This window comes from Halorubellus amylolyticus (genome assembly GCF_034808145.1).
Taxonomy (GTDB): Archaea; Halobacteriota; Halobacteria; order Halobacteriales; family Natrialbaceae; genus Halorubellus.
The window spans coordinates 71,598-94,448 of the sequence record NZ_JAXHGM010000004.1 but is presented as its reverse complement, the minus strand read 5'-3'; the positions used below and the strand labels follow the sequence as shown (position 1 = coordinate 94,448).

Sequence of the window (22,851 nt, the reverse complement as noted above, 5' to 3'; positions counted from 1 at the left end):
AGGGCGGTGACGGTCGCTATCCGCCGAGGAAGTCCTGTCGGACCTGCGGGTCGTTCAGGAGCGTCGTCCCCTCGTCCTCGTAGCGGTTCTTCCCGTCGACGAGCACGTACCCGCGGTCGCAACGCCGCAAGGCCTCCTTCGCGTTCTGCTCGACCATCAGAATCGCCGTCCCGGCGTCGTTGATCTCGTCGATCTTGTCGAACATCTCCGCGACGAGGTCCGGCGCCAGTCCCGCGGACGGTTCGTCGAGCAGGAGGAGGTCCGGGTCGAGCATGAGCGCGCGACCCATCGCGAGCATCTGCTGTTGCCCGCCAGAGAGCGTCCCCGCCTTCTGCGTCTGGCGTTCATCCAGGATGGGGAACCGCTCGAACACCTCGGCGAGCGAGTCCTGTGGGACGTCGTCGAGTATGTACGCGCCCATCTCGAGGTTCTCGCGGACCGTGAGCGTCCCGAACACGTTGTCGTTCTGCGGGACGTACCCGAGCCCGAGGTGGATGATGTCCTCCGGACGCATCGCCGTGATGTCGTTCGTCCCGAACTGCACGGAACCACCCATGTGGCTCGTCAACCCGAACACGGACTTCATCACCGTCGACTTCCCCGCGCCGTTCGGCCCGACGATGGTGACGTACTCCTCGTCGTTCACGTCCATGTCGACGCCCGTCAGGATCTGGAGGTCGCCGTACCCCGCGTCGAGGTCGCGCACGGAGAGGATGCTCTCCTCGTAGAGCGTCACGTCGGTCGCCGCGCTCGTCGCCGCTCCACCGTCCGGCTGGAAGCCGCCGGCGGTCGCGTCCGACGCTGACTCGCTCGGCGTCGATCCGTCCGTCATACCTCACCTCCGAGGTACGCCTCGATGACGTCCTCGTTGTTCCGTACCTCCTCGGGCGTTCCCTCGGTGAGGATGCGCCCCTGATGCATGACGATGACTTTCTCGCAGTTCTGCATGATGAGATCCATGTCGTGCTCGACGATGAGGAACGTGTACCCCTGGTCGCGGAGTTCGTGGATGTGCTCCAGAAGCCGTTCCTCGAGCGTCGGGTTGACGCCCGCGAACGGCTCGTCGAGCAGGAGCATCTCCGGGTCCGTCAGAAGCGCGCGCGCCATCTCCAGGAGCTTGCGTTGCCCGCCGGAGAGGTTGCCCGCGTACTCGTTCGCGAGGTGCTCGATGTCGAAGAACTCCAGGGTCTCCCACGCGCGCTCGAGGATCTCCTCCTCTTGCTTGTTGACGTCGCCGCGCGCGAACACCGACCGCCAGAGCGTTTCGCCGCGTTGATGCATCGGTGCGACCATCATGTTCTCCAAGACGGTCATCTCCGAGAGCTCGCGTGCGATCTGGAACGTCCGCACGAGTCCGCGTTCGGCGACCTCGTACGGCTCCAGGCCCGTGATGTCCTCGCCGTTGAACTCCACGACGCCGGAGTCGGGCGTGTACGTGCCCGTGATACAGTTGAACGTCGTCGACTTCCCGGCGCCGTTCGGACCGATGAGGCCCGTCATCGAGCCCTTCTCGATCTCGAAGCCGGCGCCGTCGACGGCGGTGATACCGCCGAACGTCTTCCGGAGGTCACGGACCTTCAGCGGGACGTCGACCATGTCCGCGGTCCCGGAGACCGCGTCCAGATCGACGTCCGCGTCGGCGTCCGGGACCGTGACACCGTCCGAGTCGCCGTCGGGCGCGTCGGAGGGTTCGGCGTCACTCATTGGTCCTCACCACCGTCGGTCGCGGTCTGCTTCGCGGGGCGCGTGAGCGGGATGCTCGACGCGGCCTCCTTCCGATGCCCGAGCAGGCCGTCGGGCCGCCGATGCATGAGCCAGATGAGGACGACGCCCATCAGGAACAACTGCAGTTGGCGGATGGAATCGAGCGTGTACAGGAGCATCGGGAACACGTCACCGCCACCGAGGGGTGCCATCGCCGCGCCGAAGCTCGACGGCGCCTCGGGGTTCCCGAGCACCGTCTCGACGATGTTCTTGAAGTACCGCGGGCCCTGGAAGAGGAACGCGGCGAAGATGGCGCCACCCATGACGCTCCCGGTGTTCGACCCGGCGCCGCCGATGATGAGCGCGATCCAGATGTAGAACGTGATGCGTGGCCGGAACGTGTTCGGCGTCACCGACCCCTGCGTCCCGAACCAGAGGATGCCGATGAGACCCATGAGCGCGCAGCCGACCATGAACGACTTGATCTTGAAGACGTTCGTGTTCTTCCCGAGCGCGTTCGTCACGTCCTCGTCCTCGCGGACGGCCTTCAGGACGCGACCGAACGGCGAGCTCCCGATGCGCGTGATGAGCACGTAGAACACGCCGAGGACGAGCAGGAGGACGAACGCGTACGCGAAGTTGTCCACGACGGGCTTCGGGTTGTTCGGGATGGCGGTCCCGACGGCTTCGACGATGATGCCGAGGTAGACCTCCTCCCATAACCACCCGCCTTGTCCGGTCACGAGGTCGAACGGGACGGACGCGGTCCGGACGAACACCTCGAGCGGATCGCCGTAGTCGAGGATGATGCCGTCACCGCCGCCGAGCCCGACCTTGTAGCCGGCGAAGTTCGCGCTGCTCAGGCTGTCCGAGAGCAGGGAGAACCGGACAATCTCGGACAGAGCGATGGTGACGATCGCCAGGTAGTCCGCGCGTAGCCTGAGCGCGGGGAGTGCCGCGATGAGGCCGAGGAGTGCGGCTGCGGCCATCCCGCCGGCGATACCGACGAGGAGCGGCAGCCCGAACCCGCCGACCTCGGCGGCGCTCGTGCCCGAGCCGAACACGGGCTTCGAGAGGATTCCCGTGACGTAGACACCGGTCGCCATGAACCCGACGATCCCGATGTTGAACAGGCCCGTGTACCCCCAGTGGAGGTTCAGCGCGAGCGCCGACATCGCGAACACCGCGATCCAGAAGCTCAACTGACCGAGCTGGTTCATCAGCCCGCGGAACGGCAGGCCGATGACGACGCCGCCGATGAGGTACAGCGCGAACACGCCGACGAGGAGCGTGAGGAGCATGTACGAGTCGTTCCGGAAGTCGATGCCGAAGAGCACCGACTGTTTCTCCTCCTCGCTCTGCCCGTATCCTTTCTCGTCGCCGTTCTCGGTCTCGCTCATGCTGTCGACCTCCCTGAGAACAGTCCCTGTGGACGCGCGACCAGGACGAGGATCATGACGACGAACGCGGCGGCGCGAGCGAACCCGGACGGGATCCAGATGACCGCCGTCGACGCGGTGAGGCCGATGACGAGTCCGCCGAGGATCGCGCCGTACACCGAGCCGATGCCGCCGAGGATGACCGCTGCGAAGATGAGCAGGAGCAGCAGCCAGCCGTCGTTCCAGGACAGCGTGCCCTTCCAGAGGACGAACATGTAGCCGGCGACGCCGGTGAGGCCGCCGCCGATGATCCACGTCGAGCGGATGACGCGCTCGGTCGGGATGCCCGTGATGCGGGCGAGCGATTCGTCGTCGCTCATCGCGCGCATCGCCTTCCCGAGCTTCGTGCGCTGCAGGAGGAGGTGCACGCCGAGCATGAGACCGCCGGCGACGACGATGAGGAAGCCGTCGTGGAGCGTGACGGGGACGGTGCCGTCGAGGACGAGCGGCCGGACGTCGGGGACGGTCCCGGCGTCGGTCGTCCCGCGCGTGTCAGAGCCGAAGACGAACAGGATGAGGTACCGGAGCGCGAACGCCACCCCGATGCTCGTGATGAGCAGTGGGATGCCGCCGGCGTCCCGGATCGGCTTGAACATGAACCGGTCGATGAAGAGCGCCAGGGCGACGGTGAGCGTCCCGGCGACCACGAGCCCGGCGATGACGGCGAGCGGCGTGTTCACGACGTTGATGCCGAGGGTGCCGCCGAAGACGGAGCCGCCGGCGCCGACGAGTGCGAGCGACCCGATGTTCGCCTCGGCGCCGAAGCCACCGGCGATGAGGTAGGTCACGGACCACCCGGAGAACGCGCCGGCGGTGATGTAGTCACCGTGCGCGAAGTTCGCGAAGTTCAGGATGCTGTACGTCATCGAGAGCCCGATACCGGCGAGGCCGATGTAGAGCCCACGCATCAACCCGTCCCAGATGAGCCCGAGCATGCCGGATACCGCCAGCTCTCCCGTGAGGAGCTGACGGATCATGTCCAGCAGGAGGACGACGCCGATGAAGATGAGGGCGGCTGTCATCGGCTTCTCGACGATGAGCTCTCTACCTCTCGTTACTGATTCTGATGCTCCCATGTGTGTGGCTTACAAGGAAAGCGCGACAAGGAGATAGTTAAGTCTTGCCCGACCTACCAGATTCGATGGATATGGATTCTCCGACGGGAGGCGTCCGGTCGGCGTGTCCGTCCGACCGTAGTCGTCCGGTTACTACGTCGGGTTTCACTCGTTTCACGACCACGTCACGATTCAGGAACTACGACGAATCAAACATCCGTTTATAATAAAACAGACCGTTTCTCTGGGGTCTGGGGATGCTAGAGTATTGCCGCCAAACGCCGGGATTGAATCCCGTACGCCGGTCCCCTCCCCTGGAACGCCATGGCACACGCCGCATCTATTCAGGATGTTGTCACACCCCACGAGCGTTCCACTCGTTTCCTGGCACGCGGTAACGAACCGCTCCTGTCGAACAAAGAAAGGTCTTTCACGGGCCCCCTCGGAACCCCAACCATGCCGTTGGAGACCCTGGACGACGCCACCCTCGACGGTGCCGCCGTCGCGGTCCGCGTGGACGTGAACAGTCCACTCACAGCGGACGGCGCGCTCGCCGACGACGCGCGCCTCCAGGCCCACCACGATACGCTCGCAGAGTTGACCGACCGCGGCGCCCGCGTCGCCGTCCTCGCCCACCAGGGCCGCCCCGGCGGCGACCAGTTCTCGCAACTGCGTCCGCACGCCGACCGGTTCGACGAACTGCTCGACGCTCCCGTCTCCTACCTCGACGCGACCTACAACCAGCAGGCGCGAGAGACCGTCGACGCCCTCGAACCCGGCGAAGTGGTCGTCCTCGAGAACACGCGGTTCTACAGCGAGGAGTACATGGAGTTCGACCCCGAGGTCGCCGGCGGGACGCATCTCGTCGAGGGGCTCGTCCCCGTCCTCGATTACTACGTGAACGACGCGTTCGCCGCCGCGCACCGCTCGCAGCCGTCGCTCGTCGGCTTCCAGCAGCACCTGCCGAGCTACATGGGTCGGGTGATGGAGGAGGAGGTCTCCGTGCTCGGGAACGTCGATGACACCCCACGCCCGCGCGTGTACCTCCTCGGCGGGGCGAAGGTCTCCGATTCCGTGGACGTGGCGTGGAACGTCCTCGAATCCGGGATGGCCGACCAGGTGTTGACGACGGGCGTCGTCGGGAACGTGTTCCTGCTCGCCGACGGCGTCGACATCGGCGACGCCTCCTCGGACTTCATCTACGACCAGGGGTACTGGGAGGAGATAGATCGCGCAGCGGACCTCCTGGACGCGCACGGCGACCGCGTGCGGTTCCCGCAGGACGTCGCCGTCGAACGCGACGGTGACCGTCACGAACTCGGGCTGAACGCGCTCCCGAGTGCGGACGGCGAGGCGGCGATGGACGTGGGGAGCGAGACCATCCGTCTCTACCGGAGCGTCCTCGAGTCCGCGGAGACCGTCGTCCTGAACGGTCCAGCGGGCGTGTTCGAGGACGAGCTGTTCGGTCGCGGGACGCGCGAGCTGTACGCGGCGGCGAGCGAGGCGTCGTACAGTATCGTCGGCGGCGGCGACACCGCTGCGGCGATCCGGAAGTTCGACCTGACCGGGTTCGATCACGTGTCGACGGGTGGCGGGGCGTGCCTCCAGATGTTGACGGACGGCGAACTACCGGCGGTCGAGGCGTTGCGGGACGCGCCGTCGGTGCCGGAGGCGTAGATGCGCATCGAGCCGGCGCGCGCTCGCGACGTCGAGGCGCTCGCTGACGCGTGGGTGGCGCTCGCGGCCGAGCAGCGCGCGCACGGCTCGCACCTGGAGGCTGCGGCGAACCGGGAGCGGATCCGTGAGTCGATGGCCCATCACGTCGTCGAGGAGTCCTGCTTGGTCGCTCGTCGCGCGGACGCGTCGGACGGCGACGGGTCGGGGGGCGACGACGGGTTCGTGGGGTTCGTGACGTTCTCGGTGGACGGTGGTGGGTACGAGCTGGACGCGACGCGCGGGACCGTCGAGAACCTGTTCGTGCGAGCGGGTTCGCGGGGGGCGGGCGTCGGTGCGTCGTTGTTGTCGGCGGCGGAGGACGCGCTCGCTGCGCGTGGCGTGGACGTGGTGAGCCTCGAGGTGCTCGCGCGGAACGGTCGCGCTCGCGAGTTCTACGACCGCGAGGGGTACGTCGAACAGCGCGTCGTCGTCGAGAAGCGAGTCGATGTCGAAACGGATACAAAGGGCAACCTCGGAGAGTGAACCACGCGCCAGGAGAGCATGGGCGGTTCATGCACTCGACTTGTAATCGAGACTTCGGGGGTTCGAATCCCCCTCCTGGCTCTTCTGTCGCGAACGACGGTGAGCGACGACGAGCGAGGGGATTCGAGCCCTATCGGTCGCGGGTAGCGAACGACGTGAACGAGCACGTCTGATTCCGGTTCGAATCCCTCCTCTGGGTCTGCTGTTCTGGGAGCGTGTGCCTGTCGAGGTCGGATGGGTGTTGCTGGGGTTCGTGTCCTGGGTTCGCGTCGTGTCAGTGGTGGATGCTAGACCTATTGGTGTGATACCAATCCGCACGATGGCTGGGTGGTTCGTGGGGTGTGTCGACGCCGACGTGTCGGTTTTCGTTCCGGTCGCAACGGTGATATCGCCCGTGGCTCGGGGTCCGTCGACGGGTCCGTTGATGCCTGTTGCGGAACGACCGTCGTTCCGGCGCGGTTCGTAACTCACGTACATCCATCAGAAGATAGAACTGTGGTCGCGGCATTTATGAAGCATTGCCTCCATGGGTCGAACGTGGCAGCAAACGACGGACAAGAGGGAGGTGGTCCACCCGATGGGGGGCTCGAGGTCCTCGTCGTCGACGACGAGTCGCGCCTGGCGGACCTGTTCACCGCCTGGCTGACGACCGAGTACGAGGTAGAAGCCGCCTACGACGGCGAATCAGCACTGGAACTGATGAGCGAGTCCGTCCAGGTCGTCCTCCTCGACCGACGGATGCCCGGGCTCTCCGGCGACGAGGTCCTCGAAGAGATCCGCGACCGCGGCTACGACTGCCGCGTCGTGATGGTGACCGCCGTCGACCCCGACTTCGACATCATCGAGATGGGGTTCGACGACTACCTCGTCAAGCCCGTCTCGAAGGACGAACTCATGGAGATCGTCGAGAGCGTCCAATCGCGCTCCACGTACGAGAACGACATCCAGGAGTACTACGCGCTCGTCTCGAAGAAGAGCCTCCTCGAGTCCGAGAAGTCCGAGCGCGAACTCGCAGACAACGACGAGTACCAGGAGCTCACGGCGCGCGTCGACGAACTCCGCGGGCGCGTCGACGACGCGGTCTCCGGGATGGAGGACCACGACGACTTCGTCGGCGCGTTCCAGGACCTCCCCGGCGAACAGTAACCGACGGACGCGATCACTCTCCCTCACGCCGTTTCGACGTCGTCGAACTCGAACCGAGCGCCGCCGTCTTCGCTCTCCACGACGTTCACCGTCCAGCCGTGCGCGGACGCCACCTCGCGAACCACCCAGAGGCCGATGCCGAGGCCGTCGTCGCTCGTCGTGAACTCGGAGTCGAACGCGTGCTCGCGGATCTCAGCGGGCATCCCCGGGCCGTCGTCCGCGACGTAGAACCCCGTTCGCCTCGGCGTGTCGTCGCCCCCGAACTCGAACGCGCTCCCGTGGTCGTCCGCGAGCGGGCCGACGGTCACGGTGACGCCGGGATTCCCGTTCTCGACGGCGTCACCGGACTCCGTCCTGGTGCTCGTGGAACCGTGTTCCACGGCGTTCCGGAACAGGTTCTCGAACGACCGCAGGAGCCGCGACCGGTCCGCTCCGAACCGGAGGTCGCCCTCGACCTGGAGCGTCGCGTCCGCCGTCTCGACGTTCGACCACGCCTCGCGCGCCAGGCCGACGAGTTCGATGGGTTCGGTCTCCGTCACCGTCTGGCCCTGTCGTGCGAGCGCGAGGACGTCCCCGATGATGTCCTCCATGCGGTCGAGGCCGTCCTTGACGTGCCCGAGGTAGTCCGTGACCGACTCGTCGCTCTCCTCTCTCGCGAGATCCAGGTAGCCCTGGGAGACGCCGAGCGGATTCCGGAGGTCGTGACTGACGATGCTCGCGAACGCCTCCAGGCGCTCGTTCTGCCGTTCCAGTTCCTCCTCGCGGCGTTTCCGCTCCGTGATGTCGCGGACGACGCCGACCGTTCCGCGGAACTCGTCGTCGTACGGCAGGAGCGCGATCTGGACCTCGCCCGGGTACGGCTCGCCGGACTTCGGACGGACCTGCACCTCCTTGGTCTCCGCCGTCATCTGGTTCCGGTCGTACATCGCGCGGACGAGCTGCCGGCCGGCGTCGACCGCGTCGTTCCCGAGGATGATGGAGATGTGTTCGCCGAGCAACCCTTCGCGGCTGTACCCAGTCATCTCCATCAGGCCGTTGTTCACGGTCATGAAGTGGCCGTCCGAGTCGAGCGCGTACATGCCGTCGCCGACGGTCTCGACCAGTCGCTCGTATCGTTTCAGGATGCGTTCCTGCTGGTCGATGCGGCCGCGTATCGCCATCGTGTCGAGGACGTACGAGACGGTCCGCGAAATCTCCTCGACGCCCGAGACCTCCATGTCGCTGAACCCGTCGGGGTGCTTCGAGTACACGCCGAGGATACCGTAGAGCTCGTCCTCGACGTAGAGCGGGGCGACGAGCGCGCTCCGACAGCCGCGGTCGCTCGCCGCCCGCCGCCACGGGACCGACAGCTGGTGGTCGTCGACGTCCTGCACGACCTGTATCTCGCGCGTGCTGAGCGCGCGGTCGACGACACCGCCGGTGCCGACGGGGAACGTCGTGCTCACCGGCCAGTCGTCGATGCCCGCGGACACCCACGGGACGACTTGGCCTTCACCGCGGTCGTACTCGCCGATGAACGAGAACGCGTACCGGCCGCCGAGCGTGAGCTGCTCGCAGACCGCGGCCTCGATGTCCATCGGGGACTCCGCGTCGACGAGCGCCCGCTTGACGTCCCGGACGACGTCCTCGGGGCGGTTCCCGCCGGGTGGGGTGGCGTCGCCACCGCCGGGCGTCCGGACGACGGAGTTCGCGACCCAGCCCGCGAACGCGTCGTCGCTCCCGGGTTCGCCGATGCCGTCCAGGTACTCGACGACCTCCATGATGGCGGCGCCGTCGCCGCGCTCGGTCTCGTACTCCGCGACGACGAGGAGCGTCAGCTCCGGGTGGCGTTCCCGTGCCGCCTGCAGTATCGCTGGTGCGGCCTCGACGGTCTCCAGGTCGGTGACGACGCAGTCCGGGTCGCCCGCGGCGAGCTGGTCGATGATGCCCTCGAACCCGGCTGCGGTCTCGACGTCGACGTTCGGGTACGACCACTCGAGGGGCGCGGCGAGGCGGTCCCGTCGCTGGGCGTCGTTGCTGATGACGAGGACCGAGTTCGTCCCACTCATCTGGTCAACTCCCTGTCGGGGCTGTCGTGCGACGATGCCCCACGCTACCTACCTCCACCCTTGACCATTCCGGGTAATAATGCTTGCCGTTGCCTCGGCGACCGGACGGGAGGCGGCCGTCGTGCCGCGTTCAGGTACCGGGCCGCTGGCCGTAGATGAGGTTGCGCTGGACCTCGCTCGCGCCCTCGTAGATGACGGGGACGCGGACGTCCCGGTACACCCGGGAGATGCGGCGGTCGGTGAGGACCGACCGGCCACCGTGGAACTGCATCCCCTGCTCGGCGCAGTCCACCGCGGTCTCGGTCGCCTTCACCTTCGCCATCGCCGCCCAGTACCCGGCGTCGTCGTGCGCCCGAACCTTCTCCGCGGCCCGCCACGTGAGCGCTCGCGCGCTCTCGAACTCGACGAGCATGTCGGCGAGCCCGTGCTGGACGGCCTGGAACTCGCTCACCGGCCGACCGAACTGCTCGCGTTCGTGCGTGAAGTCCCACGCCTCCTCGATGGCGGCGGCCGCGAGCCCGAGGCCGTGTCCGGCGACGATGACCCGCCCCATGTTGAAGAACTCGGCGAGCATCAGGAAGCCGTTCCCCTCGAACCCGATGAGGTTCTCCTCCGGGATGCGCGCGTCGTCGAACGTGATGTGCGCCTGTTTCGACGCACGGAACCCCATCTTCTCGGGGATGTGCTCGGCCTCGTACCCGTCGATGTCGGTGGGGACGATGAACAGCGAGTGATTCCCGTATCGATTATCCGAATCGTCGGTGCGCGCGTACACCGTCAACCAGTCCGCTTCGACGCCGTTACCCACCCAGTACTTCTCGCCGTTGAGGACGTACTCGTCGCCGTCCTTCTCCGCGAACGTCGCGATGCTCGACAGGTCGCTCCCGACCTCCGGCTCGGACACCCCCAGCCCGGAGATCTGGTCGCCTTCCGCGACCGGCCGCAGGTACTCCTCCTTCTGCTCCTCGTTCCCGTGCTCGTAGACGATCTCGCACCCGAAGCTCGCGAGCTGGAGTGTGAGTGCGATGCCGGCGTCCGCGCGGTAGAACTCCTCGGTCATCGCGAGGATCTCCGGGACTTCGAGGCCGCGGCCGCCGTACTCCTCGGGGATGTCCTGCGCGACCAGTCCCGCCTCCTGGCCGGCTTCGAGGATGTCGTGCGGGTAGTCGCCCGTCCGGTAGTACTCCTCGGCGTTGGGCGCGATGTGCTCCTCCGCGAACGCTCGCGCCTCCTGCTTGATGTCGCGAGCTTCCTCGGGGACAATGCTGTCGTCTAGCAGTTCCATACGTCGGCTTCGGGCCTCGGATACAAATACGGTCGGGCCGCTCGCGCCCCGCCTCGACAGAAACCGACAGCTCGTTTCCACGCTGTTCAACGGGAGACTGTAGCCCGCCTAGATAAACAAACGCCTCGTTCACTAGTTCCGGGACACCCGTCGGTCGAGCGGCCCCGCTCGCTCGTCGACCGGCCGGCCCGATTCCTCAGCCGTAGGTCATCGCGTACGCGTCGCCGTCGTACGTGAACGTGAGGCCGCTGCCGTCGGGGTCTATCCAGGCGACGGTGCGCGCGATATCGTCGGGTTCGGTGTGGTAGACGACGGCGTCGACGCCGGTCGTGGCGGCTCGAAGTTCGACGATGGCGTTCCGGAGCGCGTCGCGCTGGAGGACCTGCTCGGTGACGAGGGGGGCGGCGTCGGGGGCGTCGTCGCGCTGGACGCGTTCGAGGTGGAGGGTGGCGACGGCGCTCTCGTCGGCGGTGGTGTGGAGGTGCCGGACGCCGTCGCGGTCGGTGGTGTGGTCGACGGCGCCCGTGGCGTCGACGCGCGGCGGGTTCCCGACGACCGTGAAGAGGGCGGCGGTCGGCCGGTTGCCGTAGTTGCTCGGGCCTGCCGGCGAGAGCGTCGCGGGGTACGCGAGCGCGTACTGACCCTGCCCGAGTCCACCGACGGCACGCCGGTCGTCGTCGTCCGGTGCGTCCGGGTCGGTGTGGAGGGAGAGGGCGAGCGTCGACGTCGTCCCGGGATAGACGGCCCGTTCGCCCCCGTCGTTCGCGGAGCCAGCGAGCGGTGCGATTGGATGCCAGCGGTCGTCCACGAGCTTGTACAGCGCCCACACGCTCTCGTCGACGCGGACGCGCCGGTACGACTGGTTGCGGAACGTGAACCGCGCCGTCGTCGACGGCAGCCCGACCTGCTCGCTGCGCGGCCGGAGGAACAGGTCGGTGTCGGCGTCGGCGTCGTGATACCAGCGCGTGCCCTCGAACCCAGGGAGTGACGCGACGTCGGCGTCCGCGTACGCGGAATCGTAGGGGGGTTCGCGGTCGAACGAACAGACCGAGAACCGCCAGCCGGCGTCGGCCTCGAACAGGTACGTGCCGGGCTGGAGGCAGCGGTCGCTCGCCCACGGCGTGACGAGGTAGTACTCGCGCTCGACCGCGTCGCCCGGCGAGAGCGTCCGCGTGCCAGTGGTCGCGTCCTCGGGGCCGACCGGGAGCTTCGGCCGCCAGCACGCCTGGTCGCGGCGGACGAGCGCGTCGAACTCGACGCCGGCGCGGCGCGGCACGAGGAACATCGGGCGTGACCCGCCGTCCTCGGTCTCGTGGACGCCACGGTACGCACTCAACGGTGGCGTCGACCCGACGGGGAGTTCGACGGGCGCGTCGGCGCTCGGGAGCGCCTGCACGCGGACGTAGACGCCCGCTGGCGCTTCGGTCGTCGGGCCGGCCGTGAACCCGAGCGTGACCGCGACGTCGTCCGGGATGGCCGTCGGAGTGGTGACGGCGACCCGGTGGTCGTCGTATCCGGGGACGGCGAACCCGCGACTGACGCCATCGGCGGGTGGTTCGAACGTCATCTCGGACGTCGGTTCGGCCGTGGTGTCGGACACCGCGAACGGCTCCCGCGACCGGTCGCTGTCGTCGGGCAGCGAGCAGCCCGCGGTCGCGGACGCCGAGGCGGTGAGGGCGGCGAGGAGGGCGCGGCGGCGCATACGCAACCCGTTCGAGCGCCGGCCGAAAAAGCTTCGAGGTCGACGGCCGCGCACTCGACCGACCCAGCCGACCGAACGTCGGGAGCGGACCGCCGGATGCGCGTTCGTTCGGCGCCCGGCGCTCAGTCGTCCTCGGGCGCGGCCTCGTCGGGGACCTTCCCCTCGACGAGGCTCTCGTCAGCGTACTCCTCGCGGAGCACCTTCTTGTCGAACTTCCCGGTCGCGGTCTTGGGGACCTCCTCGATGAAGAGGACGTCGTCGGGCACCCACCACTTCGGGTACTCCGCTTCGATGGTCGCGAGCACTGCCTCCTTCAGCGCGTCGCCGTCGACGCCCTCCGACGGGACGACGAACGCGACCGGTCGCTCCTGCCAGCGCTCGTGGGGCACGCCGATGACGGTCGCCTCCGCGACGTCGTCGACCGCCATCAGCGCGTTCTCCAGTTCGACGCTCGAGATCCACTCGCCGCCGGACTTGATGACGTCCTTCGCGCGGTCGACGATCTTCACGTACCCGTCCTCGTCGACGGTCACGACGTCACCGGTCTTCAACCACTTGTCCTCGAAGTCCTCCTCGTTCGCGTCCGGCCGCTCGAAGTACTCCTGGGTCACCCACGGGCCCTTCACCCAGAGTTCGCCGAAGTCCTCGCCGTTCCAGGGGACCTCGCTGCCGTCGTCGCCGACGACCTTCATCTCCAACCCGGGCACGAGCAGACCCTGCTTCGCGCGCTTCGCGTAGCGCTCCTCGTCGCTCAGCTCGTCCATCCCGGGCTTGAGGTGGCTCGCGGTGCCGAGCGGACTCATCTCCGTCATCCCCCACGCGTGGAGGACGGTGACGTCGAACTGCTCGTCGTACGTCTCGACGAGGGATTCCGGCGCCGCACTTCCGCCGATGACGATGCGGTCGAGCGACGACAGGTCGACCTCGTTCTCCTTCGCGTACTCGAGCAGGCCGAGCCAGACCGTCGGGACGCCCGCGGTCACGGTCACGCCCTCCTCCTCGATGAGCCGCGCGACGTCTGCGGGTTCCGGCGACGGCCCCGGGTAGACGTGCTTCGCGCCCGCCGCGGTGCACGTGAACGGGAGTCCCCACGCGTTCACGTGGAACATCGGGACGAGCGGCATCACGACGTCGTCCGCACCGAGGTCGAGGCCGGACTGCGGGAGCGTCGCCATCGTGTGCCCCCACAGCATCTCCTGGGTGTACTCCACGCCCTTCGGTTTCCCCGTCGTCCCCGACGTGTAACACATCCCCGCGGGCTTGTCACCCGACAGTTCCGGCCAGTCGTAGTCCGTGTCGTACCCTTCGACGAAGTCCTCGTAGTTCGTCACCGGGTCCAGCGACGTCTCCGGGGTCTCGCTGCTCGTGACGACGAACTGCTGCACGCCCTCGAACGCCTCGTCGTCCGCCGCAGCCTCCAGCTTCTCGACGAGCGAGGGACTGACGAACAGTATCTGGTCGTCGGCGTTCTCGACGATGTACTGGATGTGGTGGTCGGGCAGCAGCGGGTTGATCGTATGCAGCTGCGCACCCATGCTCGGGACGCCGAAGTACGTCTCGAAGTGCCAGTGGTCGTTCCAGCAGAACGTCGCGACGCGGTCGCCGTCCTCGATGCCCGCGTCGTCGAGCGCGTGCGCGAGTTGCGCGACCCGGCCCGCGTACTCCTCGTACCCGTAGCGTTTCTGCCCCTCGAGTGTGCGCGAGACGATCTCGCGGTCCGCGTAGAGTCGTTCGGCGCGCCACAGGAACGGTCGAAGGGTCATCGATGAGCCTCCTGGCATACCATGCACTCCACCCGGCAGCGGCTTGTGCTTTGCCCACACCCCGCGCGGTTGCCGGCACCGGAACCCGGCGTCGCTCCGGCCCTCGCTCGCTGCGGGCGCTACTCGCAGGAGTCCGGTCCCACGGCGGCGCCGGCGTCGGTTATCGTGACGTTCGTGGACGGGGTCGCGTCGCCGCAGTCGACGAGGCCGACGGCGAGGTACGTCCGCCCGTCCGGGTCGCCGTCGTGGACGACGTAGACGAACCGCGACCCCGTCTGGCTCGCGTCCGCGCTCGCCGTCCCGTTCGGGAAGACGAGAATCGCTTCGCGAGACGTGTTCTCTGGGACGAGAACCGTGGTCACGGTCGCGAGCGCGTCGACGTCGTCGGGACGCTGCGTCGTCGTCGTCCCGTCGGCGCGTTCGATCTGGACCGTCGCGTCGCTCCCGACCTGGTACACCTCGACCACGACGGTCCCGCCGCGTTCGTTCGAGACCGAGACCGTCTCCGCCGGCGGGCCACCGAGGAGGGCCAGGCCGGCGCCGGCAACGAGGAGGACGAGCAGGGCGGCCACGACGAGTCGCGGTCGGTTCACGAGCCCCCTCGACGCCTCACCGGCGTAAGCTTTTGGTGCACCGGCCGAAGTCGGGTCCGTCCGGCCACAATTCATACTTCGGCGGTCCGCGATGCGTCGGTATGAACGTCAGCGAACTGATGACGACGGACGTCGTCACGGTACAGGTCGACGACTCGATGTGGGACGCGACCGACCTGATGCTCCGGCACAGCGCGGGGAGCGCCATCGTGTACGACGGCGAGGCGCCCGAGGGCATCGTCACGCGCACCGACGCCCTCCGCGCCGCGTACCTCTCGAAGACCGCGCTCGGCGACATCGACGTGTCTCGCGAGATGAGCAGTCCGCTCGTGACGACGACCGCGACGACGAGCGTCGCGGACGCAGTCGACGAGATGGCCGCGAACGACGTCAAGCGCCTCCCCATCGAGGAGGACCTGGACGTCGTCGGCATCGTCACGACTACCGACATCGCTCGCGCACAGCCCGAGATTCTCGCCGCGTCGGCAGTCGGCGAGGACTGACCGCGCGACGGCGACGGTAGGCATCGCCGAGTCCGCCCGCGCAGCGGCCACCGGGCCGGCTGCGTCGGAACGGGAGGTCGCTATCTGCGGTGGCGGGGGTCGCCACCTGCCGCGGCGGAAACCCATTTGTCGGTTCGCCCCGCCACGTCGACCATGTACCTGCCCGACCACGCGTGGCCCGACCTCGGCGAGTACTTCGAGCGCGAGTCGCTCGCGCTCGTCCCCGTCGGCTCCACCGAGCAGCACGGCCCGCACCTCCCCGAGTCCACCGACCACGTCATCGCCGAGGCACTGGCGCGCGAAGCAGCCGACCGCGGCGACTACCTCTGCACCGCGCCCGTGAAGGTCGGCGTCAGCACGCATCACATGCAGTTCCACGGGACGATGAGCGTCGACCCGCCCGCGTTCCGCGACTACGTGGAGAGCCTGACGCGGAACCTCACCGCGCACGGTATCGACCGCGTCGTGTACGTGAACGCCCACGGCGGGAACATGCAGCACCTCCGCGAGGTCGGGCGCCGCCTCCGCGAGGACCGCGACGCGTACGCCGTCGAGTGGATGTGGGACGAGTCCATCCCGGACCTCGTCGACGACCTCTTCGAGCAGAACGGCCCGCACGGCGGCCCGAAGGAGACGGCGATGCTCCTCCATCTCGACCCCGAGAACGTCCACGCGGACCGGCTCGACGAGGCGCGCGACGGCGGCCGCGTGAACCTCGAAGACGGCGACCCGACCGTTCACGGGGCACGCAACTACTACGACGCCATCGACAACTCGCCCAACGGCGTGTTCGGCGACCAGACCGACGCCACCGCCGCGAAGGGCGAGCAGCTGTTCGACGCCGCGACCGACCAACTCGTCGCGCTCTGCGACTGGCTCGCCGACCGCGAGTTCGACGACCTCATGGCGAAACCCCACGTCGACTGACCGCTCGCCGCACCGAGCACGACGTGCACCGGCGCGCGTCGCCACCCTCGTGTTTCGAAACGAATATGACGGTTCTCCGGACAGGGTTCCCCATGGACGAACGCCTCCACGAACACGCGGAGATAATCGTCGACCACTGTACCAGCGTCGAAGACGGGGACAACGTCCTCGTGAACGCGCCGATGGAAGCCGAAGACCTCGCCGTCGCGGTGATGGAGAAGCTCGGCGACGTCGGCGCGACAGCGTCCCTGCAGCTCGGTTCGTCTCGAGCGCAGCGAGCGTACGCGCTCGCGATGGACGACGAGGACTGGGAGACGCCCGAGCACACGCTCGCCGCCGCGAAGGAGACGGACGTCTCCATCTCCATCCGCGCGGACCAGAACACGTTCGAGTCCAGCGACGTGCCGCCGGAGACGAACCAGGCACGGCAGAAGGAGATGCGGCCGCTGATGGACGAGATGATGGACAAGCGCTGGCTGCTCACGCAGTACCCGGCGCCGGGGAACGCCCAGGACGCCGAGATGAGCACGGAGGCGTACGCGGACTTCGTGTTCGACGCGGTGAACAAGGACTGGGACGAGCAGGAGGCGTTCCAGGCGAACATGGTGGAGATACTCGACGACGCGGACGAGGTCCGCATCGTCTCCGGGGACACGACGGACGTGACGATGCGCGTCGGCGGGAACCCGACGAAGAACGACTGGGCGGAGCACAACCTCCCCGGCGGCGAGGTGTTCACCGCGCCACAGCCCGATAGCGTCGAGGGCGAGGTCCTGTTCGACATGCCCGTGATGGTGCAGAGCCGCGAGATAACGAACGTCCGGCTCGTGTTCGAGGACGGCGAGGTCGTCGAGCACTCCGCGGACAAGAACGAGGAGGTCCTCACGAGCGTGCTGAACACGGACGAGGGCGCGAAGCGCCTCGGGGAGCTCGGCATCGGGATGAACCGCGACATCGACCGGTTCACGTACAACATGCTGTTCGACGAGAAGATGGGCGATACCGTCCACATGGCCATCGGGCGTGCCTACGACGACACGGTCGGCGAGGGGAACGAGGTCAACGAGTCCGCGGTCCACCAGGACATGATCGTGGACATGAGCGAGGACTCGCGCATCGAGGTCGACGGCGAGGTCGTCCAGCGCAACGGGACGTTCCGGTTCGAGGACGGGTTCGAGGAGGAGGCCTGACGCGTCGAACGGGTGCGAGGGGTCGAGGGGAGAGGTCGATTTTTTGCAGTTCGTTCGTGAGTGCGTAGGTGAGTGGTTGCCGCGGCGAGGCGCTTCGTTCCCGTAATATGTGGAACATTCTCACGGTTCTTGAATTGTGAGTCTCGTTGACAGACTGCGAGTAACATATAAAATTTCAGAAACTTATAGGTGGCTTGCTGGCAAGCGGTTACCCGATGGGTTCTATCACACGGCGACTGGTTCCAGCGCGCCTCCGACGGAACTACGCGACCAAGTTCTTCCTCGGACTGCTGCTGGTCACGGTCGTCGCCAGTGGAGTCGGCGGCTTCGTCTACGTGAACGCGGGCGAGCAACTCCAGGACGCCACGGAAGACGAACTGACGACGACGGCGTCCCTCCAGCGCGACCAGATAGACGAGTGGTACCGCGGGACGACGAGCGACATGCAGTCGCTCCGGGTGAGCGTGTCGACGATGCAGGGCCAGCCCGAGTTCTCGGGCGAAGCGATAGAGAACGCGCTCTCCGCGACCGTCGACAGACGCGAGCACGTCGTCGCCGCGTACTACGGCGACTCGCGCGACGGCGAACTCGAGATCACGTCGGGCGACCAGCGGTTCATGCAGATCGGTGGCGGGGGAGCGGGAACCCTCCGGGAACCGGTCCGGCAGGATGCGGTGCGGGCGATGAACGAGAGCGGCGCCGCGATCGGGACGACCGACCCGTTCCAGATCGGCGGCGACGAGACGCCGTACATGGTGTTCGCGACGACCGTGAACGGGAACCTGAACGAGACGATATTCCTCATCGCGGACGTGCGGTCGGTCAGCGAGGACTCCCTCCTCGACCAGGAGTCCGGCACGGTCGTTCTCACCGACAGCGACGGTCGGCTCCTGGGGTCGACCGAGGAGAACCACACGCCACTCGGCGACGCGACCACGGAGGGGTTCGACCCCAGTCGGGCCGCGATGCGGACCGGCGCTACCGAGTTCGCGCCGCGCGTCGAGATGAACGGGCGGGCGTTCGCGGTCGGCTCCGCGGTCGGCGAGAGCGTCCCGTGGACGGTCGCGACGCGCGTCCCGGCCAGCGACGCGTACGCGCTCCAGCACGCTATCTCGAACCAGATGCTGGTGCTCGTCGTGCTCGTGGTCGCGAGCCTCGGCGTCCTCGGACTGACGCTCGGGCGAAACACCGTCGGGTCCGTGCGCGACCTCTCCGAAGCCGCCGAACGCCTCCAAGACGGCGACCTGGAGGTGCGCGTTCCGACGGGGCGCGCCGACGAGATCGGTGACCTCGGTCGAGCGTTCGACGAGATGCGGGCGTCGCTCCGGGACCGCATCCGCGAGGTCGAGCAGGCGCGGACGGACGCGGAGGCCGCCCGGCAGGAGGCCGAGGCGATGCGTCGACACCTGGAGCGGAAGGCCGACGCGTACGAGGCGACGATGACCGACGTCGCCGAGGGCGACCTCACGGCGCGGCTCGACCCGGACAGTCGGTCCGACGCGATGACGTCGGTCGCGGCGGCGACGAACCGGACCCTGGCGGCGATAGAGGGCACGGTCGCGGAGGCGAAGTCGTTCGCGGCGGCCGTGGAGGCCGCGAGCGACAGTGCCGCCGCGTCTACGGCGGAGGTCGAGCGCGCGAGCGCACAGGTGACGGAATCCGTCCAGGAGATCTCCGTGGGTGCGGACCGCCAGCACGACGACCTCCAGTCGGTGACCGTCGAGATGGAGTCGCTGTCGACGTCGACCGAGCAGATCGCGGCGACGACGAACGACGTCGCCGACCGCGCGGCGGCGACGGCGAAAGCGGGCCGCGAGGGTCGGGCGGCCGCCGAGGACGCCATCGCGGGGATGGCGGACGTCGAGGCGGAGTCCGAGGAGGCGGTCGAAGCCATCGAAGCGCTGGAGGCGGAGATGGCGGCCGTCGACGAGCTCGTCGAGTTCATCGCGGACGTCGCGAACCAGACGAACATGCTGGCGTTGAACGCGAACATCGAGGCGTCCCGCGGCGCGAGCGGTGACGGTGACGGGAGCGGGGAGGGGTTCGCGGTGGTCGCGCAGGAGGTCAAGGACCTCGCGCAGGAGACCCAGGACGCGGCGGCGGACGTCGAGGCGCGCCTGGAGCGCGTCCGCGAGGAGACCGACCGGACCGCGACGGAGGTCCGCGCGACGAAGGAGCGGGTGGCGGCGAACGCCGAGGACGTCCGCGCGGCCGCGGCGGCGCTGTCGACGGTCGCGGAGCACGTCGAACGGACGAACGAGGGCGTGCAGGAGATCTCGGCGGCGACCGAGGAGCAGGCCGCGAGCGCGGAGGAGGTCGTCGCGATGGTCGAGGAGGCGACGACGATCAGCGAGGAGACGAGTGCGGAGGCGGAGACGGTGGCGGCGGCCGCCGAGGAGCAGACCGCGAACCTTTCGGACGTCTCGGGACGCGTCGAGCACCTCGCGTCGCAGGCGCGGGCGCTCTCCGAGCATCTCGCTGCGTTCGAGGTCGCGGACGAGGGGGTCGACGTGGACGCGGAGTCGGCGCCGTTCCAGGTCGGCTAGCCACCGGCGCGGTGAGAGCGGGAGCGGTCGTGGTTCGGGAGTGCGCGCGAGCGTGTGACCGGTGACTCTCGCCCCGTCAGCACGCCGCCATATTCTCACAACTAATCTAAAGATTATTTTGGATAATATTATGATTAAATTTTCTCCCAAGCCAGTGGTTCTACATAGCTGGAGATCGAAGTACGTTTGTCTAGTCGACCCACCCGGGTACCCATTCCGCGATATATATGTACGAGTGGTCAGTTTGCGCGGCCGATGGGATTGATGGGGCGAATCTTGCCGGACGCGATCACGGACAGTCTCCGAACGAAGTTCCTCGTCGCCGGGGTGGTGGTCGTCCTCGTACTGGGCGGCATCGGTGGCGCGGTCTACGGCGCGGTGAGCCAGAACATGAGCGAGGACGTCAGGACCGAGTACGTCGAGGACGCCACCGTCCAGAGCCAGCATCTCGAATCCACGATAGGTGGCCTGGAACGACGTGCGACGACGCTCACACGGATGGAGCCGGTACAGAACGACGTCACGGGTGATGCGGACGTCCTCATGCGGAACGCCGAGGAACCGTCGTACGTCGCCGCGGCGCTGTACGTCAACCGGGCGGACGGTGACACGTTCGCTCGCGCCGGCAAAGACTGGGGGCTGTTCAAGCCGAACAGCACCGACCTGACCGACGAACACTTGCAGCGCGTGAACGAGACGCAGGGGGAGACCGCCGGCGAGGTCGGCGTCTCCGACCCGGTCGTCCTGCAGAACACGAACCAGCCGGTCGCGTTCCTGTCGACGCCCGTCGAGGACCACCCGAACCGCTCCATCGTGCTCGTCGTGGATCTGGCCGAGCTCTCGCGGACGAGCCTGCCGGCGACCGCTGACGGCTCGTACGCCGTCGTCGACGACGAGGGGACCACCATCCTCTCGCAGCGCGAGTCCGAGATCACGGCGTCCGACCAGCTCGTGAACGCCGGACTCGACCTCTCCAAGTCCTTCGACCGGCTGGAGAACGCGAGCGGCGTGTCGACGGTCGCCGGCGTGTCGAGCGTGGACGGCACCGACTGGTACGTGACGCGACGGACGACCGCCGAGCACGCGTTCGCCGTGCAGTCGTTCGTCGAGCTCGGCGTCGCCGGGATGCTCGGCGCGCTCGCGCTCGTACTCGGCATCGTCGGGATGACGCTCGTCCGCAGCACCGTGTCCGACATCTCGTCGCTCTCGGAGGACGCGCGCCGGCTTCGCGAGGGCGACCTGGAGACGGCCGTCGAGGTCGACCGCCGGGACGAACTCGGCGAGCTCGGTGACGCGTTCGACGAGATGCGCGTCTCGCTCGGCGACCAGATCGCGGAAGCACAGGCGGCGCGCGAGGAGGCCGAGGAACGCCGACGCGCCGCGGACGCGTTCAGCGAGCACCTCAAGGAGCGCGCGGAGTCCTACAGCGAGGCGATGGACGCGTGCGCCGACGGCGACCTCACGCAGCGCCTCGAGGGGTCGTCGGAGAGCGAGGCGATGACCGCGGTCGCGACGTCGTTCAACGAGATGCTCGACGACCTCGAGGAGACCGTTCGGGCGGCCCGCGAGTTCGCGGCCGCCGTCGAGGAGGAGTCCGGGAGCGTCGCGACGTCGACCGACGAGGTCCGGAAGGCGAGCGCACAGGTGACCGAGTCCGTCCAGGAGATCTCCGTTGGTGCCGACGAGCAGCGCGAGAAGCTCGAGGCGGTGAGCTCGGAGATGGAGAGCCTGGCGACGACCACCGAGGAGATCGCGGCGTCCGCGAACGAGGTCGCGGACACGGCCGCGCGGTCGGCTACCGTCGGCCGCGAGGGCCGGGACGCGGCCGAGGACGCCATCGAGAGCATGGAGGAGATCGCGGGCGAGACCGCCGACGCGGTCGAGGAGATCGACGCGCTGGAGGCGCAGATGCGCGAGGTCGACAAGCTCGTGGAGTTCATCAGTGACGTCGCGCACCAGACGAACATGCTGGCGTTGAACGCGAACATCGAGGCGTCCCGCGGCGCGAGCGGTGACGGCGACGACGGCGGGTTCGCGGTGGTCGCTCAGGAGGTCAAGGACCTCGCGGCGGAGGCGAAGGACGCCGCGGAGGACATCGAAGGGCGCCTTGAGCGCATCGACGAGCAGACCGAGCGGACCGCGGCGCAGGTCCGGGACGTGAACGAGCGCGTCGCGGCGAACGCCGAGGACGTCCGCGCGGCCGCATCGGCGCTCGACGAGGTCGCTGACCACGCCACCGAGACGAACACGGGCGTGCAGGAGATCTCGGCGGCGACCGAGGAGCAGGCGGCGAGCACGGAGGAGGTCGTCGCGATGACCGAGGGTGCGACCGAGATCGGGCATCGGACGGCGAGCGAGGCGGAGACGGTGGCGGCGGCCGCGGAGGAGCAGACCGCGAACCTCTCGGACGTCTCCAGCAGCGCTGACCGCCTGAGCGAGCGCGCGTCGGACCTCTGGAGCGCACTGGAGGCGTTCGAGGTACACGACGGGCAGGCCGACGACGGCCGCGGTGACGACGGCGACGACGACCCGGGAACGGACCCGTTCGAGACGCCGACGCCGTCGACCGACGGCGGCGTCGACCCGTTCGACACGGAGTAAGCTGCGGGTCGCTGCTGGCGGTCGGTCAGAGACGCGGTTGCTGCTGGCGGTCAGTCAGCGGACGCGGTTGCTCTGGCGGTCAGTCAGCGGACGCGGTTGCTCTGGCGGTCAGTCAGCGGACGCGGTTGCTCTGGCGGTCAGTCAGCGGAC

16 protein-coding genes, 1 tRNA gene and 1 pseudogene are annotated in these 22,851 nt (G+C 68.0%); 9 read left to right on the top strand and 9 right to left on the bottom strand.

Features of this window, described 5'->3' with window-relative positions; all coding sequences use genetic code 11:
* Positions 1 to 16: 16 nt before the first annotated feature.
* The 4 genes and pseudogenes from SM754_RS11625 to SM754_RS11610 all read right to left on the bottom strand — a co-directional run bounded on the left by SM754_RS11625 (position 17) and on the right by SM754_RS11610 (position 4,051).
* Entirely contained in the window at positions 17 to 832 is an 816-nt protein-coding gene (locus tag SM754_RS11625; protein WP_323676402.1) for an ABC transporter ATP-binding protein, read from the bottom strand.
* On the bottom strand, positions 829 to 1,704 hold the full coding sequence (locus SM754_RS11620; protein WP_501993785.1) for an ABC transporter ATP-binding protein: 876 nt from the start codon (positions 1,702 to 1,704) through the stop codon (positions 829 to 831). Before SM754_RS11620 ends, SM754_RS11625 begins: the two co-directional genes overlap by 4 nt.
* 2 nt (positions 1,705 to 1,706) lie before the next feature.
* Positions 1,707 to 3,005 (bottom strand): annotated as a pseudogene (locus SM754_RS11615) (branched-chain amino acid ABC transporter permease); the annotation flags it as partial.
* Positions 3,006 to 3,100: 95 nt separating this feature from the next.
* Positions 3,101 to 4,051, bottom strand: a complete 951-nt coding sequence (locus tag SM754_RS11610; protein ID WP_501993784.1) for a branched-chain amino acid ABC transporter permease — start codon at positions 4,049 to 4,051, stop codon at positions 3,101 to 3,103.
* Positions 4,052 to 4,654: 603 nt separating this feature from the next.
* On the opposite strand from SM754_RS11610, the gene SM754_RS11605 reads away from it, so the two are divergent.
* From SM754_RS11605 to SM754_RS11590, 4 genes are all read left to right on the top strand, one after another.
* On the top strand, positions 4,655 to 5,875 hold the full coding sequence (locus SM754_RS11605; RefSeq protein WP_323676399.1) for a phosphoglycerate kinase: 1,221 nt from the start codon (positions 4,655 to 4,657) through the stop codon (positions 5,873 to 5,875).
* On the top strand, positions 5,876 to 6,397 hold the full coding sequence (locus SM754_RS11600; RefSeq protein WP_323676398.1) for a GNAT family N-acetyltransferase: 522 nt from the start codon (positions 5,876 to 5,878) through the stop codon (positions 6,395 to 6,397). It abuts the gene before it with no gap.
* Between the two features lie 7 nt (positions 6,398 to 6,404).
* Positions 6,405 to 6,478, top strand: a tRNA-Thr gene (locus SM754_RS11595).
* A 456-nt stretch (positions 6,479 to 6,934) separates the two neighbouring features.
* On the top strand, positions 6,935 to 7,543 hold the full coding sequence (locus tag SM754_RS11590; RefSeq protein ID WP_323676397.1) for a response regulator transcription factor: 609 nt from the start codon (positions 6,935 to 6,937) through the stop codon (positions 7,541 to 7,543).
* 23 nt (positions 7,544 to 7,566) lie between these two features.
* Here the strand turns inward: SM754_RS11590 and SM754_RS11585 are convergent, their stop codons facing one another.
* The 5 genes from SM754_RS11585 to SM754_RS11565 all read right to left on the bottom strand — a co-directional run bounded on the left by SM754_RS11585 (position 7,567) and on the right by SM754_RS11565 (position 14,934).
* Positions 7,567 to 9,591, bottom strand: coding sequence for a hybrid sensor histidine kinase/response regulator (locus SM754_RS11585; protein WP_323676396.1), 2,025 nt, complete (start codon positions 9,589 to 9,591; stop codon positions 7,567 to 7,569).
* Positions 9,592 to 9,721: 130 nt separating this feature from the next.
* On the bottom strand, positions 9,722 to 10,876 hold the full coding sequence (locus SM754_RS11580; protein ID WP_323676395.1) for an acyl-CoA dehydrogenase family protein: 1,155 nt from the start codon (positions 10,874 to 10,876) through the stop codon (positions 9,722 to 9,724).
* Positions 10,877 to 11,072: 196 nt separating this feature from the next.
* Complete coding sequence (locus SM754_RS11575) at positions 11,073 to 12,578, bottom strand: hypothetical protein (protein WP_323676394.1); 1,506 nt, start codon at positions 12,576 to 12,578, stop codon at positions 11,073 to 11,075.
* A 122-nt stretch (positions 12,579 to 12,700) separates the two neighbouring features.
* Entirely contained in the window at positions 12,701 to 14,359 is a 1,659-nt protein-coding gene (locus SM754_RS11570) for a long-chain fatty acid--CoA ligase (RefSeq protein ID WP_323676393.1), read from the bottom strand.
* 101 nt (positions 14,360 to 14,460) lie between these two features.
* A complete protein-coding gene (locus SM754_RS11565) occupies positions 14,461 to 14,934 on the bottom strand; it encodes a hypothetical protein (RefSeq protein ID WP_323676392.1) in 474 nt (157 codons plus the stop codon).
* A gap of 101 nt (positions 14,935 to 15,035) precedes the next feature.
* On the opposite strand from SM754_RS11565, the gene SM754_RS11560 reads away from it, so the two are divergent.
* The 5 genes from SM754_RS11560 to SM754_RS11540 all read left to right on the top strand — a co-directional run bounded on the left by SM754_RS11560 (position 15,036) and on the right by SM754_RS11540 (position 22,701).
* Positions 15,036 to 15,437: a CBS domain-containing protein gene (locus SM754_RS11560; protein WP_323676391.1), complete on the top strand. Its 402-nt coding sequence runs from the start codon at positions 15,036 to 15,038 to the stop codon at positions 15,435 to 15,437.
* A 153-nt stretch (positions 15,438 to 15,590) separates the two neighbouring features.
* A complete protein-coding gene (locus SM754_RS11555; RefSeq protein ID WP_323676390.1) occupies positions 15,591 to 16,364 on the top strand; it encodes a creatininase family protein in 774 nt (257 codons plus the stop codon).
* A 92-nt stretch (positions 16,365 to 16,456) separates the two neighbouring features.
* On the top strand, positions 16,457 to 17,554 hold the full coding sequence (locus SM754_RS11550; protein WP_323676389.1) for an aminopeptidase: 1,098 nt from the start codon (positions 16,457 to 16,459) through the stop codon (positions 17,552 to 17,554).
* 215 nt (positions 17,555 to 17,769) lie between these two features.
* Positions 17,770 to 20,100, top strand: a complete 2,331-nt coding sequence (locus tag SM754_RS11545) for a methyl-accepting chemotaxis protein (protein ID WP_323676388.1) — start codon at positions 17,770 to 17,772, stop codon at positions 20,098 to 20,100.
* 264 nt (positions 20,101 to 20,364) lie between these two features.
* The gene (locus SM754_RS11540) at positions 20,365 to 22,701 is read left to right on the top strand and encodes a methyl-accepting chemotaxis protein (protein WP_323676387.1); all 2,337 of its coding nucleotides are present in this window, start codon (positions 20,365 to 20,367) and stop codon (positions 22,699 to 22,701) included.
* Positions 22,702 to 22,851 lie beyond the last annotated feature (150 nt).

Excerpts from the sequence above, each read along its gene's own strand:
- SM754_RS11540 (WP_323676387.1), top strand. The coding sequence starts at position 20,365 with ATGGGGCGAATCTTGCCGGACGCGATCACGGACAGTCTCCGAACGAAG.
- SM754_RS11620 (WP_501993785.1), bottom strand. The coding sequence starts at position 1,704 with ATGAGTGACGCCGAACCCTCCGACGCGCCCGACGGCGACTCGGACGGT.
- SM754_RS11625 (WP_323676402.1), bottom strand. The coding sequence starts at position 832 with ATGACGGACGGATCGACGCCGAGCGAGTCAGCGTCGGACGCGACCGCC.
- SM754_RS11575 (WP_323676394.1), bottom strand. The coding sequence starts at position 12,578 with ATGCGCCGCCGCGCCCTCCTCGCCGCCCTCACCGCCTCGGCGTCCGCG.
- SM754_RS11585 (WP_323676396.1), bottom strand. The coding sequence starts at position 9,591 with ATGAGTGGGACGAACTCGGTCCTCGTCATCAGCAACGACGCCCAGCGA.
- SM754_RS11555 (WP_323676390.1), top strand. The coding sequence starts at position 15,591 with ATGTACCTGCCCGACCACGCGTGGCCCGACCTCGGCGAGTACTTCGAG.
- SM754_RS11610 (WP_501993784.1), bottom strand. The coding sequence starts at position 4,051 with ATGCGTGGGCTCTACATCGGCCTCGCCGGTATCGGGCTCTCGATGACG.
- SM754_RS11545 (WP_323676388.1), top strand. The coding sequence starts at position 17,770 with ATGGGTTCTATCACACGGCGACTGGTTCCAGCGCGCCTCCGACGGAAC.
- SM754_RS11560 (WP_323676391.1), top strand. The coding sequence starts at position 15,036 with ATGAACGTCAGCGAACTGATGACGACGGACGTCGTCACGGTACAGGTC.
- SM754_RS11605 (WP_323676399.1), top strand. The coding sequence starts at position 4,655 with ATGCCGTTGGAGACCCTGGACGACGCCACCCTCGACGGTGCCGCCGTC.
- SM754_RS11570 (WP_323676393.1), bottom strand. The coding sequence starts at position 14,359 with ATGCCAGGAGGCTCATCGATGACCCTTCGACCGTTCCTGTGGCGCGCC.
- SM754_RS11600 (WP_323676398.1), top strand. The coding sequence starts at position 5,876 with ATGCGCATCGAGCCGGCGCGCGCTCGCGACGTCGAGGCGCTCGCTGAC.
- SM754_RS11550 (WP_323676389.1), top strand. The coding sequence starts at position 16,457 with ATGGACGAACGCCTCCACGAACACGCGGAGATAATCGTCGACCACTGT.
- SM754_RS11580 (WP_323676395.1), bottom strand. The coding sequence starts at position 10,876 with ATGGAACTGCTAGACGACAGCATTGTCCCCGAGGAAGCTCGCGACATC.